The organism is Streptomyces sp. NBC_01478, from assembly GCF_036227225.1.
In the GTDB taxonomy this organism is placed as follows: domain Bacteria; phylum Actinomycetota; class Actinomycetes; order Streptomycetales; family Streptomycetaceae; genus Streptomyces.
In genome coordinates this window covers 619,534-633,413 of sequence record NZ_CP109444.1, presented here as the reverse complement: position 1 = coordinate 633,413, position 13,880 = coordinate 619,534, and the positions used below count along the sequence as shown (strand labels likewise).

General features: G+C 70.2%; 13 protein-coding genes and 2 pseudogenes. 7 read left to right on the top strand and 8 right to left on the bottom strand.

The window, feature by feature from the left end; translation table 11 throughout:
- Nucleotides 1-27 precede the first annotated feature (27 nt).
- Nucleotides 28-315 (bottom strand): metal-sensitive transcriptional regulator, encoded by a 288-nt coding sequence (locus OG223_RS02785; protein WP_329241767.1) that lies wholly within the window; start codon nucleotides 313-315, stop codon nucleotides 28-30.
- Nucleotides 316-394: 79 nt separating this feature from the next.
- Here OG223_RS02785 and OG223_RS02780 point away from each other — a divergent pair, with 79 nt between their 5' ends.
- The 3 genes from OG223_RS02780 to OG223_RS02770 all read left to right on the top strand — a co-directional run bounded on the left by OG223_RS02780 (nucleotide 395) and on the right by OG223_RS02770 (nucleotide 4,219).
- Nucleotides 395-985 (top strand): rhodanese-like domain-containing protein, encoded by a 591-nt coding sequence (locus OG223_RS02780; protein WP_329241765.1) that lies wholly within the window; start codon nucleotides 395-397, stop codon nucleotides 983-985.
- A gap of 378 nt (nucleotides 986-1,363) precedes the next feature.
- Nucleotides 1,364-2,572: an AAA family ATPase gene (locus tag OG223_RS02775; RefSeq protein ID WP_329241763.1), complete on the top strand. Its 1,209-nt coding sequence runs from the start codon at nucleotides 1,364-1,366 to the stop codon at nucleotides 2,570-2,572.
- A gap of 21 nt (nucleotides 2,573-2,593) precedes the next feature.
- Nucleotides 2,594-4,219, top strand: coding sequence for a vWA domain-containing protein (locus OG223_RS02770; protein ID WP_329241761.1), 1,626 nt, complete (start codon nucleotides 2,594-2,596; stop codon nucleotides 4,217-4,219).
- Nucleotides 4,220-4,324: 105 nt separating this feature from the next.
- Here OG223_RS02770 and OG223_RS02765 read toward each other — a convergent pair whose 3' ends face one another.
- The gene (locus OG223_RS02765) at nucleotides 4,325-5,197 is read right to left on the bottom strand and encodes a helix-turn-helix transcriptional regulator (RefSeq protein WP_329241759.1); all 873 of its coding nucleotides are present in this window, start codon (nucleotides 5,195-5,197) and stop codon (nucleotides 4,325-4,327) included.
- Nucleotides 5,198-5,384: 187 nt separating this feature from the next.
- Here OG223_RS02765 and OG223_RS02760 point away from each other — a divergent pair, with 187 nt between their 5' ends.
- On the top strand, nucleotides 5,385-6,146 hold the full coding sequence (locus OG223_RS02760) for an SDR family oxidoreductase (RefSeq protein ID WP_329241757.1): 762 nt from the start codon (nucleotides 5,385-5,387) through the stop codon (nucleotides 6,144-6,146).
- A gap of 257 nt (nucleotides 6,147-6,403) precedes the next feature.
- Here OG223_RS02760 and OG223_RS02755 read toward each other — a convergent pair whose 3' ends face one another.
- A complete protein-coding gene (locus OG223_RS02755) occupies nucleotides 6,404-6,811 on the bottom strand; it encodes an aldo/keto reductase (RefSeq protein ID WP_329241754.1) in 408 nt (135 codons plus the stop codon).
- Between OG223_RS02755 and OG223_RS02750 the strand changes: the two are divergent.
- Both OG223_RS02750 and OG223_RS02745 read left to right on the top strand, forming a co-directional pair.
- Nucleotides 6,755-6,949, top strand: a pseudogene (locus OG223_RS02750) (methyltransferase domain-containing protein); the annotation flags it as partial. The gene OG223_RS02755 and the pseudogene OG223_RS02750 sit on opposite strands and share 57 nt — an antisense overlap.
- A 57-nt stretch (nucleotides 6,950-7,006) precedes the next feature.
- Nucleotides 7,007-7,357 carry a TetR family transcriptional regulator C-terminal domain-containing protein gene (locus OG223_RS02745; protein ID WP_329265103.1) on the top strand — a complete coding sequence of 117 codons (351 nt, stop codon included), beginning with the start codon at nucleotides 7,007-7,009 and terminating at the stop codon, nucleotides 7,355-7,357.
- Between the two features lie 283 nt (nucleotides 7,358-7,640).
- Here the strand turns inward: OG223_RS02745 and OG223_RS02740 are convergent, their stop codons facing one another.
- Nucleotides 7,641-9,506 carry a glycoside hydrolase family 5 protein gene (locus tag OG223_RS02740; protein WP_329241752.1) on the bottom strand — a complete coding sequence of 622 codons (1,866 nt, stop codon included), beginning with the start codon at nucleotides 9,504-9,506 and terminating at the stop codon, nucleotides 7,641-7,643.
- A gap of 263 nt (nucleotides 9,507-9,769) precedes the next feature.
- Between OG223_RS02740 and OG223_RS02735 the strand changes: the two are divergent.
- Nucleotides 9,770-10,369: pseudogene (locus tag OG223_RS02735) on the top strand (acyltransferase family protein); the annotation flags it as partial.
- A gap of 55 nt (nucleotides 10,370-10,424) precedes the next feature.
- On the opposite strand, the gene OG223_RS02730 reads toward OG223_RS02735, so the two are convergent.
- The 4 genes from OG223_RS02730 to OG223_RS53900 all read right to left on the bottom strand — a co-directional run bounded on the left by OG223_RS02730 (nucleotide 10,425) and on the right by OG223_RS53900 (nucleotide 13,162).
- A complete protein-coding gene (locus OG223_RS02730; RefSeq protein ID WP_329241750.1) occupies nucleotides 10,425-10,736 on the bottom strand; it encodes a type II toxin-antitoxin system PemK/MazF family toxin in 312 nt (103 codons plus the stop codon).
- Nucleotides 10,733-10,918 carry a hypothetical protein gene (locus OG223_RS02725; protein ID WP_329241748.1) on the bottom strand — a complete coding sequence of 62 codons (186 nt, stop codon included), beginning with the start codon at nucleotides 10,916-10,918 and terminating at the stop codon, nucleotides 10,733-10,735. Before OG223_RS02725 ends, OG223_RS02730 begins: the two co-directional genes overlap by 4 nt.
- Before the next feature lie 188 nt (nucleotides 10,919-11,106).
- On the bottom strand, nucleotides 11,107-12,183 hold the full coding sequence (locus tag OG223_RS02720; protein WP_329265101.1) for a glycoside hydrolase family 19 protein: 1,077 nt from the start codon (nucleotides 12,181-12,183) through the stop codon (nucleotides 11,107-11,109).
- A 160-nt stretch (nucleotides 12,184-12,343) separates the two neighbouring features.
- A complete protein-coding gene (locus tag OG223_RS53900; RefSeq protein WP_443073682.1) occupies nucleotides 12,344-13,162 on the bottom strand; it encodes a ricin-type beta-trefoil lectin domain protein in 819 nt (272 codons plus the stop codon).
- Nucleotides 13,163-13,880 lie beyond the last annotated feature (718 nt).

The following is a 13,880-nucleotide window of genomic DNA, read 5'->3' as shown; positions in this document are numbered from 1 at the left end:
GCAGCGGTGGACAGTCCCGGGCGAGCCCTACGCCAGGGACAGAAACAGCTTCTCCAGACGGGCGCGCATCTGCTGGGCGTCCTCACCGTTCTTGCGGCCGGACTCGATGTCGGTCATGCACTGCTGCATGCCGGTCGCGATGATCGCGAAACCGGCACGGTCCAGAGCGCGCGAAGCGGCGGCGAGCTGCGTGATGACGTCCTCGCAGTCGCGCCCCTCCTCGATCATCCGGATCACACCGGCGATCTGACCCTGCGCACGGCGTAGACGGTTCAGCACGGACTTCAGGTCCGCACCCTCAAGCTCCAGCTCCACGACCACTCCTCCATCAATACCCCTAGGGGTACTGTACGTCCCGGTTCGGGACGACGGCGAACAGCAAAGGATCCCTGCCGTGACCATCCCTCCCACGCCCGTCACCCTCGCCACCGCCCAGGCCCGCACCCGGCTCCACGAACTCACGGTCATCGACGTGCGCACACCCGCCGAATACGCGGCCGGCCATCTGCCCGGCGCCCTGAACATCCCCCTGGACCACGTCCGCCGCGCCCTGACCGAGATACGCCACGCCGCCGAACACCGCGACATCCTTCTCGTGTGCGCCTCCGGCCCCCGCTCCGAGAACGCCCACAGGCTGCTGTCCGAACACGGCATCCCCACCGCCACCCTCGGCGGAGGCACCGGCGCCTGGGTCGCGGACGGCCACGACCTGCACCGCCCCACCGCCTGCTCCGCCACACGTGCCATCTGGAGCATGGAACGCCAAGTGCGCTTCACCGCCGGCATGGTGGTGCTTCTGGGACTCCTCCTCGGCCTGCTCGTGCACCCCGCCTTCCAGCTCCTCGCCGCCGCCATCGCGGGCGGCCTGGTCTACTCCGCGCTCACCAACACATGCGGCATGGCAGGCGTCCTGGGCAAACTGCCCCACAACCGACCCCGCGCGACCGATCTCGAAGCCACGCTCGCCGCCCTGCGAATCCGCTGACCGGTATCCCAGGGCGCGTGCCCCGCAGGCGCTCTGGCCGGTGACAACTCCCGGATGCACTGGACGTCGTTGTGGCCGGAGATGTCGAGGCTCTTACCGATCCAGCCGTTGCACCGACTGGCGGATGACCAATTGAGTTCCGAGCACCACGTGCTTGTTGCCGGTGAGCGTCTCCGTGCGTCCCAGGACCATCCGCACGGCGGTGCGCGCTGAGGACATCGGTGTTCTGCCACGACAGGCAACTGGTCACCTCGGCCGGATCGTACGTAGCCAGTGCGAGGTATCCGTCGGGACGCACGAGGAACAAGCCCTCGTCGTAGTCTCGCAGGAAGGGGCGTCTCGTCAGCTCAACAGGGCGTCACGGGCTAGGAGTTGACTATGGGAGAGCTGGGCGGGCCGGGTGTGCGGGACACGGCCATGAGGCTGCGGGCGATCGGCGACGAGTTGTCGGACCGCTTCTACGAGCGGGCCGACGTGGTGCGGACGCTGGTGGTCACGTTGTTGGCCGGACAGCACTCGCTGCTGCTCGGCCCGCCCGGAACGGCGAAGTCCGAGATGGCCCGGGAGCTCACGGGCAGGTTCGAGGGGGCGTCCTACTGGGAGATCCTCCTCTCGAAGTTCACCGCGCCGACGAGGATGTTCGGCCCCGTCGACGTCGCGGCGCTGGCCCGGGGCGAGTACCGCCAGGTGTACGAAGGCCGTGCCACGACCGCGCATGTCGCGTTCATCGACGAGATCTTCAAGTGCTCCACGGCAGCGCTGAACGAGACTCTGGGCTTTCTCAACGAGCGGATCTATCACCCCGAGAGCGGCGGCGAGCCGATCCGCTGCCCCCTGATCGGGGCCATCACGGCGAGCAACGAACTGCCCAGCGGGGACGACACGGCCGCGATCTACGACCGGCTGCTGGTGCGGATCGAGGTCGGGTACCTGGAAGACCCCTCGAACTTCGCCGCGCTGGTCCGCTCCGCCGTCAGCCGCCCGACGGCCCCGACGCGGACCACGGTCGAGCTGGCCGCGTTGCAGCACGCCGTGACCGAGGGTGTCCCGGCCGTGGACGTGCCCGACGTGATCGTGGATGCGGTGTGCACTCTGCGGGCCGCCCTGCGCCGCAGGGAACTCGTCGCCTCCGACCGCCGCTGGCGGCAGGCGGTGGGCCTGCTCCAGGCGTCCGCGTACCTCGACGGCCGCCCGGCGGTCGCCGAGACCGACCTGTCGGTGCTGACGCACGTGCTGTGGAACTCGCCCGCCGAACGCCCCACCGTCGAGCGCGAGGTGCTGCACCTGGTCAACCCCGATGCCAAGGAGGCACTCGACCTGGCCGACACCATCGACGAGTTGGAGGCCCAGCTCGACGCCATGGCAGGGCAGTCCCGCGAGGCGCTGAGCGAGTGGGTCATCAAGAAGGCCCACAACCAGCTCGCCATGGCGGGGAAGCGGTTGGAGAAGCTCCGCGAGGAGGCGGCGGGCGCCGGCCGCTCCACCGTGGCCATCGACGGGGTCGCCGGCCGCCAGCGCGCCGTCCGCGCCCGCGTTCTCACCGAGGCCCTCGGCATGGACGCGAGCATGGTGCAGGCCCAGCTCTGAACACCGGGGGGTATCAGGACCATGGGCAGGAGCAGGACACCGAGCACACTCGACGAGCTGGCAGGCCGGGCCGGGAGCTGGCTGGGCCGGTCCGCCACCGCGTCCGAGCAGCACACCACGGCCGTGGTCGCGGACCGGTTCGACCGGTTCACCTGGCAGGACACCTATGGGCAGTCGGCCGGACTGCGGGACCTGGCCGAGGAGTTGAACCAGCGCTACGACCACACCACCGACCTCCTGACCGACGCGTTCCTGGCCGCCTACAAGGTCAGACCGCAGGTGCGTGAGCGCGAGGACATGGACCCCTCCCGACTGGTCAATCACCAGGTCATCACCGCGCTCCTGGACTCACCGGAGTTCGCCGAACTGCACCGGGAGACGGCCGGCGACCCCTACGCCGCCGCCATGGCCGTACTCGCCCAGGCCGCCGCGCTGCGCCGGATACTGGAGCGCTCCCGGGATGCCCGGGAACAGGCCGTCCAGGCGAAGAAGGCCCGGCAGGCCGCCGAAGGCGCGGCGACCGCCGTGGGCGAGGTGCTCCAGGAGGCTGCCGCAGAGGCCGGCGGGGACGGCACCGTGCCGTCCCTCGCCGCCGTTGCCGTACAACAGGCGATCGAGGCCGTCGGCGCCGCCGAGGCCACTGCACGGCAGGCCGCCCGGGCCGCCGCGCAGGCCCTCACGGCGGCGGCCCCCGGTATCCGTGCCGCCGCGCGGAACGCGGTGGCGAAGGCCGCCGGGGCCGCGCGGGAGGAGAGCGCGCTGATGCGGGCATGGGGAGTCGGCCCCGGCGAACTGGAGCGGATGCCGTTCGACCAGCGGGCCCGGCTCGCCGAGCGGCTGCGCACCGGCCGGCTCGCCGAGTGGGCCGAACTGATCGGCCGTTTCCGGCAGATGGCCGCCGGCGAGCGCGCCCGCAAGGTCGAGAACGCCACCGGAGAACTGGTCGGCGTCACCCTGGGCGACGACCTCTCCCGCGTCATCCCCTCCGAACTGGCCAACCTCGGCCTGCCCGCACTGCGCGCGGTGTTCGCCGCGCGCTACGCCGCCGGTGAGTTGATGCTCTACGACAACCAGGGCGAGCAGAGCACCGGCCGGGGCGCCGTCATCGCGTGCGTCGACACCTCGCACTCCATGTACGAAGCGGGGCCCGGCGGAGTCACCCGGGAGGCGTGGGCCAAGGCGTGCGCCCTGGCGCTCCTCGACCAGGCCCGCCACGCGGGGCGCGACTTCGTCGGCATCCTGTTCTCCGCCGCCGACAAGCTCCAGGTCTTCCGCTTCCCGGCCGACCGGCCCGCAGGCATCGCCCAGGTCCTCGACTTCGCGGAGACCTTCCTCGGCGGCGGCACCAGCTACCAGCGCCCGTTGTCGGCGGCCGGCGAACTGCTGGAGGCGGAGTTCAACGACACCACCCGCACCCGCGGCGACATCGTGATGCTGACCGACGACGACTGCGGCGTCACCGAGACATGGATGCGCGGCTGGAGCGAGGCCAAGCACCGGCTGGGCTTCCGCGTCTTCGGCGTGGCCATCGGCGCCCCGCGCGTCGCCGAAGCCGACTCGGTCCTCGACGTCCTGTGCGACAACCTGCGCTCCATCGAGGACTTCACCGACGTCCACGCGGCCGCCGACCTCTTCCGCGTGATCTGACCCGGGCCTCCTCCCCGTTCGGCGGTGCCCTGCGCGCGTCCGCACTCTCGAGGGCCATGAAGGCCCAGCGGGACCGGGAGATCCTGGAGCAGGAGCGGTTCTCGGTCAAGGTGTCTTCGGGGGCGGGATGCCCGCCGGGCTGTCGTCTGCCGTGCCGGCGGACTCGGTGGATGAGAGTGCGGCGAGGAGCCGCAGTTTCTCGTCGCTGTCGCTGTTCTTGTCGGGGTAGTAGACGACGAGGATGACGTCGTCGACGGGGAGTTTGTCCCGGTGGAGGCGTAGTTCACCGACGACGGGGTGGTGGACCGTGGTCGTGCCGCCGTCGAGACTGCGGACGTCGTGGCGGGCCCACAGCGTACGGAACCGCTGGCTGGACAGTGCGAGTTCTCCGACGAGTTCGACGAACCGGGGATTGTCGGTGTCGTCCCCGATGGTGGTGCGAAGAGCGGCGATGAAGTCGGCGGTGGCTTTCGTCCAGTCCTGGTGGAAGGCCTGTTCCTCGGGATCGAGGAGGAGCGAACGCAGCCGGTTGTGGCCGGGCCGCAGCCGGGGGGAGAGTGCGACGGCCATGGGATTGGAGGCCAGGACGTCGAACGCGCGCCCTTCGACGAACGCGGGGATCTGAAGGTGGGCGAGCAGCTCGTGCACCCGCGCCGGTACGTGCTCGGGCCGCTTGCGATGGGGTGCCCTGGGGCGTGCCGTCGCGAGGCCGAGCAGATACGTCCGTTCGATGTCGTCGAGCTCCAGGACGCGCGCGAGTGATGCGAGTACCTGGGGCGAGGGGTTCTTGTCACGGCCCCGTTCCAGGCGCAGGTAGTAGTCGGGGCTGATTCCGGCGAGCAGGGCGACCTCTTCACGGCGCAGGCCGGGCACGCGGCGGTTGCCACCGGGCGGGAGTCCTGCCTGTGCCGGGGAGACCAGCTCACGCCGGGCACGAAGGTAGCTGCCGAGCCGGTTGCCGGATTCCTCGTCCTTCATACCGACACCGTAATGCGGTGCGCGTGTCCCAGCGGGGGCCCTGTCAGGACCAGGGAAGACGGGGGCTCTGCCTCACCCGGCGAATGCCGTCAAGGCTGTGGTGACACCGTTTCGAAAGAGACGGAGACCATCGCTGTCCGCGCCGGGCTCGAACACCGTCGGCGCTCTGAACTGAAGGGAAGATCCCGTGGATCTCTCCAACCGCACCGTTCTCATCGTCGGCGGAACCTCGGGCATCGGGCGGGAGCTGGCCCACCGGTTCGCCGCGGCGGGCAGCATCGTGGCCGTCGGCGGTCGCAGCCCGGAGGCACTCTCGGAACTCGCCGGGGAAGGGTTCGGCACGTTCGGTATCGACGTCACGGACAGCGCCTCCGTCGCAGCTGCCCGTGCTGCTGTGCTCGCCCGTTACCCCGAGCTGGACACCGTGGTGACCATGTCGGGGGTCATGCTCCTGGAGGACCTGCGCGACCCCGCGCACTTCGAGGCTGCGGAGACGACGATCGACACCAACCTGCTCGGCACCGTCCGAGTCATCGACGCCTTCACCCCCCACCTGGTCCGGCGCGGCGCCGGCACCTTCATCACCGTCACCTCCGGAATCGCCTTCCTGCCGTTCCCGCCCATGCCCAGCTACGCCGCCTCGAAGGCCGCGGTGCACGCCTACTCGGAGGCACTGCGCGCGCAGCTCGACGGCACCGGTGTCGGCGTCGTCGAGCTCGTCCCCCCGGCCGTCGCCATAGCGGGTCAGGAAAAGGTGAACCCGCGCGCGCTGCCGCTCGACGACTTCGCCACCGAGGTCATGCACCTGCTCTCGGAGAACCCCACCCCGCACGAAGTCCTCGTGAAGGGCGTCCACATGCACCGCTGGGCCGAGCGCGACGGCACCTACGACGACCTCGTCGCACAGCGCTCCCAGGCCCTGGCCATGCTTCCCGGCCGCGCAGGCTGACACCCTTCCCCGCCGGTAGCCTCCTCGTTCGTCGCCCCCGAGCGGCCAACGGGCACCGATCGCAAGGCGTCGGGCCGAGGAGATCTTCGAAGACCCGCCACGGTGCCCTGACACATGACGCAGAGGGCGGCGCATCCCCCCGATGCTGCCGGCCCGCTCCCGCCACGCGTCCGTCCGCTCCCTGGAGCGGTATGCGTCGGCGTCGACGCGGTCGTCCGGCACGTCGCCGAACGCGGCCCTGCCGCCCGGGGTGGATCTCAGATCCAGGTGGGCACGTGCCCCTCGGTGTAGCGGGCGCCGAAGCCGCCCTGAGGCAGGATCTCGTCGATGGCCTTGAGGTCGGCGTCGGTAAGGGTGAGGTCGGCGGCGCCGGCGTTTTCCTCGATGCGCTTCGGGCTGCGGGTGCCGGGGATCGGCACGATGTGCTGGCCTCGGGTCAGGAGCCAGGCCAGGCCGAGTTGGGAGACGGTGGCACCCTTGGCCGCCGCGAGCTCGGCGAGCTTGCCCACGGCTTCCACGTTCTTCTCGAAGTTGCCCGGCTGCCAGCGCGGATCGACGTTGCGTATGTCGGTGGCTTCGTACTGGTCGGCGGGCTTGGCGGTGCCGGTGATGAACCCGCGGCCGGGCGGCAGTTCGACGCGGTCATCGCCGGCACCGCCTGGCACTGGGTGGCCCCCGTCGCCGGCGCGGCCAAGGCGGCCCAGGTGCTCCGGCCCGGCGGCCGGCTCGCCCCCTTCCACCACGTCCCCCAGCTCCCGGCCGAGGTGATCGACGCCCTCGCCGAAGCCCTCCAACGGGTCGCCCGGTTCCGCACCCGGCTCGACGAGGAGTTCGGCCGGGCGACGTCGGCGCGGGACAAGCTGCGCCGCCTCATCGAGGTCCAACTCCCGCTCGCCGCAGACGACATCGACGAATGGTCGGTGTGGATCCAGTTCTGGAACCAGGCGATGCTGGAGCCCCTTCTGCGCCCCGCGCAGCGCCGGATCTACTCGGGCTGGTACCGGGTCGTGGTGGACGTGCTGCACGAGTGCCGGTCCGAGGGTCTGGCACCGGAGGCGGACATCGAGGCCCTCGCCGACCGGTTCACCGCGATGGTCGACGGCCTCGCGATCCAGATCCTCGCCAACTCGACCGACATGCAGCCGGACCGCATGCGTGCGCTCCTGCTGCACGCCTTCGAACCCCACCTCGACCTGACTGATCAGCTTTAGCCGCCCTCTTGAAACACCCGCGGCTCCCGAGCCCCCGATCTGCCTACTGCCGCCCCGATGCCGGGCTCGCCGGTCGGCGGCACCGTCGTCCGCGTGCTCGACCCGGCGCACGTCCGCGAACTGGCGCCGGTACTGGCCGAGTTCACGCGCCGTACGCCCCGGCGGACACCGCGTGATCTCGGACGCCCACCTGCTGGTGCCCCACGTTCGGCCGACCCTGCGCCACCCCCTCAGCCCGTACGGCCGCCGGTTCCCTCCTCGCCGGCGAGGTCAACGACCCACGTCAGCGGGCAAGTTGGCGGCAGAGCAGGGCCGCTGGGCCCGGCGAGCTGCCGGTGCGGTCGGTGTAGGCGATGCCCGCGGCGTACTCGTCGTCGGCGCACTGGCCCTTGTAGTCGCCGACGGCGAAGTCACCGCCGCCGGCGCCCCCGGGCCGGTTGTCGGACCGGTCGAACCACACGGTGCGTCCCGCGCCCGCCAGCGCGACACCGGCGGGAGCGCAGAGGGCCGTCGACGTCCGCACACCCCGGTGGCTGTAGCCGATGAGGAACTGGCCCTGGGCGCACTGGAGTTTGGTGTATCCCGAGGCCCAGTCGCCGCCCTGGGGGACGTTGCGTTCGTCGGTGACGACCGACTGGGCGCCGTCCGCGGCACGGAGGCCGCCCGCGGTGACGTCCGTGCACAGCCCCCGGCCCGAGGTGTTCCCGAGACCGATCAGCCGCAGGCCGTCCGGGCAGGCCGCCTTCGAGGCTCCCGGGTCCCAGTCGCCGGTGGCGCGCACCCGTACGGACTCGACGTGATCGCCGTGGTCGGTGGCGAGCATCTGCCAGGCGGGGACCTGGGCGACCGGACCGGTGAGCGAGGCGGCGGACATCAGCCGCTGCCACCCGGCGCCGCGCCAGTCCGCGTCGTCCAGCAGGCCGTGCCGGGTGCCGTCCGTGTCGTAGCGCAGCAGGGCCCAGTCGTCGTGGCCCTGCCAGCCGACCAGGGGCCAGTAGGCGAAGTCGGCGTCGTGGTCGGCGAAGTAGTCGGTCACATTGCCGAACCAGGTGCGTGCCGCAGTGCCGGTCTCGCCCGCCCCGATGCCGAACTCACTGATCCACACGGGGGCGGTGTAGTGCTTGCCGTCGTCCTGGGAGACGAAGAACGCCTCGTCGTACAGGGCCTGGAACAGTGCGTCGCGGCTGAGGTCCTGGTAACGGGGGTCACTGGTCTCGCCGATGCCGGTGGCACCGCTGTGATGGGGGCCGGTGTAGCCGTAGAAGTGGGCCGAGTAGACGAGTTTGTGGGCGGCCACCAGGGTGTGCGACAGCGTGCGCGCGGGGGTGAGCAGGGGGCGGCCATGGGCGAATCCGTCGATGGGCAGGCCCGTCCAGTTGATGCCCTCGATGACGATGAGCAGGTTCGGGTCGGCCTCGGTGAGGATGCGGTCGGCGGCGAGTTGGGCAGCGGCGTACCAGTCGTGCCCGTCGCCCCCTCCCCAGTTCGGGTCGTCCCAGACGTCACGGCGCACCTCGTTGTAGAGGTCGGCGCCCACCACACGGGGGTCGGAGGCGTAGCGGCGAGCCATGAACACCCAGTCGTCCGCCCACTGTTGGGTCGACTGGCTGCTGTTCCACCGCTCGTTGCCGTCGACCCCGCAGCACCAACGGGACGTATTGGTGTGGTTGTTCAGGATGACGGCGAAGTCGGCCGACGTCAGCGCGGAGACCACGGCGTCGAACACCCCGAGCGGCGTCCGGCCGCGCAACTGCGGGTTGGCCGCCACGGCGGCGTCCGGAACGGCGGTGGTGTCATGGATCATCTCGTTCGAGAACGGCAGCCGGATGCTGTTGATGCCCAACTGGTGGAAGTCGGCCATCAGTTGCGGCAGGGGCACGCGGTCCAGGCCCAGGGGGATGCCGTACGAGTTCTGCCCGGCGTGGTGATTGGCGCTGTCGGCCTCGCTGCCGCTGCCCGTCCAGGAGCCCTGGGCGCCGTCCCAGTTGGCGGACTTGAGCCGGAAGCGGTTGCCGTTCGCGTCGACGATGTAGCGCCCGCGCGTGGACAGGGGCGGCTGCCAGGTGCCCGCGGTGGCGGCGGGTGCGGTGGCGTCCACGGGAGCCGTCGTGGCCGCTGCGGTGGACGGGAACAGCAGGGAAACACCCATGACCAGTAGTGTCAGGTACCGGACAAGTTTCATCGTGAGGTGCCCTCCGTGCTGATGCCGGCAGATGGTGGCGCTCCCGGGATGTGGGGTAGTGGCGGCCCGGGCCCGTGGGAGACTACCCGCGGCCCGTGGACCCGTCGACGGACAAAAGCGCCCAGTCGACTTCGGCGTCCCGAAGCGGGGTGGCGGTCGCGGGCGAGGTGGATTCCGGTGGTCGGTCCGCCCGGGGTCGGCCGAGGGTGTGATCGTCCTGCGGTGACGCCGGGCTGGTCACCGTCCGCGGCGAGACCGGCAACGCCGTCACGGACTTCGCGGTCTACGGCAGTTGCTGGATCCTGGGCTTCGCGCACCACGAGGGCCTGCTCGCCAAGGTCCCGCGCTATCTCGGCGTCTCCGCCTCGACCCTGGTCATGGCGCTCGGCCTGTGGTGGGCCTCGGGCCATCTGGGTCCCGACGGCTGGGACCTCAACGACATCCCGTTCGCCCAGGCCTGCTGGTCCTTCGGGTTCGTCGTGATCCTGCTTCAGTACGCCCCGTCCTGGCAGGAACTCCCCGGCCGGCTGCGCAGGTGGGACAAGCTCGTGACGCTCTCCAACAACCGGGCCGTCACCGTGTACCTCTGGCACAACCTGCTGATCGCGGCGACCGTGCCCATCATCGACCAGGCGTACGACCTGCCCTTCATGCGGAACGACCAGGCGGCGTCGGCGCTCGACACGTCGTACAACGTCCTCATGTTCCTGCTCGTCTGGCCGCTCATCGTCCTGGCCGTCCTGGCCGTCGGATGGGTCGAGGACATCGCCGCGAAACGCCGCCCACGACTGTGGCCCAACGGCGCGACCAGGCGCGGCCGAACCGGCTGACGCGGCCCGTTCCGGCCGTACGGCGAGCAGTACCTCCCGTCCGGCCGAGTGGGGCTTACAGGTCGAGGACCGCGCGGAGGGCGTTGTCGACGAGTTCCTGCTGTTCGGGGCCGATGTTCCCGTGCGGTGTGCCGGTCTCGAAGCGGAGCGTGGAGAGCTGGAGGAGATTGACGGCGACGACGGAGGCGTCGACCGGGGTGGTCAGGTGCACGCTCATCGCCGTGTCGGGGTGCTGGGCCGGGGCATGCAGGACAAGGACGACGACCGCGCCGTAGGCGTCGGCAAGTCCGTCGAGGCTGACGACGAGAACGGTGCGGGTGCCTTTGCCGGTGTCGACGTCCCAGACGTCGCCCTTGCGGATGATCACAGGGCGTCGCCTTCGCCCGCCAGGTCGAGGGGGGCGATGGAGGCGAGTTTTCGCGCGGCGTCGAGAGTCATCTGCCGTCGTACGGCTCGCACGATGTAGTCGTTCAGGGACGAGGCGCCGGCGGCGGCGTCGCGCAGTTGTTTGTCCATGGCGTCGGGAATGCGCAGGGTGATGGCAGTCATGACATCAATTCTAGTGGCATGAGTGCCGTCATGGGCAGGGTTGAAAATTAGCGGGGTGGGCGGCACTGCGCCACCCCGCTCGCCTTCTGGAGCCCGCACATGTGACGGAGCAGGTGTGGTGCGAGGGCCGGATCACGCCGGATCACGGATGAACCGGCCCTCGCATCAGGCCTGGCCGAGGACGATTGTCAGCAGTAGAGGTTGCTGCCGGGGCTGACGCCGAGGATGGAGGTGAAGCGGTTGTAGGCGTCGACGCGGCTCTGGACCTGCGCGGGGTTGCGTCCGTCGCATTCCAGGGAGCCGTTGATGGAGCGGATGGTCTGGCCGAAGCCGGCGCCGTTGACCATGGCGTTGTGCGGGGTCATCGTGCCCGGGCCGGACTGGGTGTTCCAATACCACAGGCCGGTCTTCCAGGCGACGGCCGAGTCGTTCTGGACCAGCCAGGGGTTGTTGAGGAGGTCGATGCCCAGGGCGTCGCCCGCGGCCTTGTAGTTGAAGTTCCAGGACAACTGGATGGGACCGCGGCCGTAGTAGGCGGCCTGTCCGGCGGGGCAGCCGTAGGGCTGGCCGGCGTCGCAGTAGTGGGGGTAGTTGGCGGTGTTCTGCTCGACGACATAGACCAGTCCGCCGGTCTCGTGGCTGACGTTGGCGAGGAAGGCCGCCGCCTCCTGCTTCTTGACCGTGTCGGAGCCGGTGTTGGCGAAGCCGGGGTAGGCGGACAGGGCGGCGGTCAGGCCCTGGTAGGTGTAGAAGCCGTTCCGGCTCGGGAACATCTGGTTGAACTGGGCTTCGCTCACGACGAAGCCGGAGGGTGTGGTGCCGCCGCCGCTCGCGGGGGCGCTCCACTTCTGGTTGGCGCCGCCCGAGCAGGTCCAGATCTGGAGCCGGGTGCCGTTGGCCGAGTTGTTGCCGGTCACGTCCAGGCACTTGTTGGCCTGCGGATTGACGATGTCGTTGGCGGAGCTGACGGCCCACTTCTGGGCGGCGCTGCCGTTGCAGTCGTAGAGCTGGACCGTCGTGCCGTCCGCGGTGCCGCCGGAGGTCACGTCCAGACACTTGCCGAGCGCGCGCAGTGTGCCGTCACCGGGGTTGGACCAGGTCTGGGCGCTGGTGCCGTTGCAGTCGTAGAGCTGAACGGCGGTCCCGTTGGCGGAGTTCGCCCCGGCGACGTCGACGCACTTGCCGGCCAGACCGGTGATCCGGCCGTCCGCCGCGCGGGCGGGCGAGATGGCGAACAGAGCGGACAGGGCCGCGGCGAGCAGCATGACGAGGGTGAGTCTGCTCAGAACCGTGAGTCTGCGGAGACTTGGTATGGAGTGGGGGGTGACCATGGGTCTTTGCTCCTGTGGTTGAGGGGTGGTTGAGGGGTGGTTGAGGGCGATCGGCTCGCGTCGGTCGGTATGCGCGCCGGGCGTGCCGCGGTCGTCAGCCCAGAACCGTCTGGGTGACGACGATGTGTCCGGCGTCCGGGTCGAGGACGCCCCCGAGGCGGCTGAAGGCGCCGTCGGTCAGATCAAGGCACTTCGGTTCCTGCGGGGTCTGGGCGAACGTCCCGAGGTCGTTGATCCGTACGGTCAGGGAGCGGCCGTTGGCGACGTTGGTGACCTGGACACGCGTACCGAAAGGGAGTTGGGGCTGGCGTGAGAGCGAAGTGGCCGCGGTGTCCGCGTTGTTGTCGAAGACCTCGCCGCTGGCCGTGAGGGCACCTGCGGGCTGGGGACCGTAGTGCGTGGCCCAGCACTGCTCCCCAGACTGGGGCGCGGGGGCGTTCCACTTCTGGTTGGCGCTTCCGGTGCAGCTCCAGAGCTGGATGCGCGCCCCGTTGGCGGAGGAGTTGTCCGAGACGTCGAGGCACTTGTTCGCGGCCGGGTTGACGATGTCGTTCGCGGCGGTGACGGTCCAGAGCTGGTTCGCGCCGCCGGTGCAGGTCCACAACTGGATCTTGGCGCCGTCGGCGGTCGAGTTGCCGGTGACGTCGAGGCACTTGCCCAGGGCGCGGACGGTGTTGTCCGTACCGACCGTCCACTGCTGGGCGGCGGTGCCGTTGCAGTCGTAGAGCTGAACCGGTGTGCCGTCGGCGGAGTTGGCTCCGGCGACGTCGAGGCACTTGCCGGCGAGGCCGGTGATGGAGCCGGTCGCCGCGGCCGCCGGTGCCGCGGTGAGGAGGCCGATCAGCAGGGCCAGCAGGGCGAGGACGGGGGTGCCGCGTAACGCGATGCGGGGGAGGGGGGAGCGAGTGGTCATGGGGGTGTCGGGGCCCTTTCGAGCGGTTCGGCGTGTGCGGAAGAGGTCGCAGGTCTCAACTGGGCGTGTGCCGAAGGGAATTGACCACTCGAAAGTAAAAATCTAGACCAATGGGGTCAAGGTGTGTGCATGACAGCATTCGATGGCGCCGTCGCCGAGGCGTTCATGATGTCCGTGGCCGTTGTCATGAAGAGTCGTGACAGATGGCATCGCCGGCACCGCAACACGCCTGGACCCGGCGGAAGTTGATGGTCCTGGGCGGAGTCCTGGCGGCAGTCGGAACCGTGGCGAGCGCATCGCCCGCTGTCGCGTCGCCCGGCCGGTACGCGATCGGCCCCCACACTCTGCGGTTGGTGGACCGCTCCCGAGACGTGCCGGCAGTCGTCGGCGGCGCCGCCAGGATTCGGTGCGTCAAGAGATCGAGGATCCGTCGGGATCGGCGCCAGCCATCGAGTCGCGGTTCCGCGTACTTGCCGGACAGGGGATCGTGGACGTCCCCGTCGTCGGTGGTCGCTACGTGGTGAGGATCGGTTCTTGAGGTGGCAGCGTGCAGGCGGGTGCCCAGGTCAGGGGCAGGGAGGGCGCGCAGCGCCAGAGCCGTAGCCGTGCGGGCACGCCCTTGGGTGATCTCCGGATAGGCCGCGGCCGGATACCGCTCCGCGTGCTGGGCGGAAGTCTGCATGACCCCCGGATCGCCACCGCCGGAGAAGCCAAGGCG

What these genes read in the sequence shown, in the direction of transcription:
- OG223_RS02775 (WP_329241763.1), top strand. Translation starts at nt 1,364, where the DNA reads ATGGGAGAGCTGGGCGGGCCGGGTGTGCGGGACACGGCCATGAGGCTG.
- OG223_RS02770 (WP_329241761.1), top strand. Translation starts at nt 2,594, where the DNA reads ATGGGCAGGAGCAGGACACCGAGCACACTCGACGAGCTGGCAGGCCGG.
- OG223_RS02765 (WP_329241759.1), bottom strand. Translation starts at nt 5,197, where the DNA reads ATGAAGGACGAGGAATCCGGCAACCGGCTCGGCAGCTACCTTCGTGCC.
- OG223_RS02740 (WP_329241752.1), bottom strand. Translation starts at nt 9,506, where the DNA reads ATGGGTGTTTCCCTGCTGTTCCCGTCCACCGCAGCGGCCACGACGGCT.
- OG223_RS02725 (WP_329241748.1), bottom strand. Translation starts at nt 10,918, where the DNA reads ATGACTGCCATCACCCTGCGCATTCCCGACGCCATGGACAAACAACTG.
- OG223_RS02720 (WP_329265101.1), bottom strand. Translation starts at nt 12,183, where the DNA reads ATGCTGCTCGCCGCGGCCCTGTCCGCTCTGTTCGCCATCTCGCCCGCC.
- OG223_RS53900 (WP_443073682.1), bottom strand. Translation starts at nt 13,162, where the DNA reads ATGACCACTCGCTCCCCCCTCCCCCGCATCGCGTTACGCGGCACCCCC.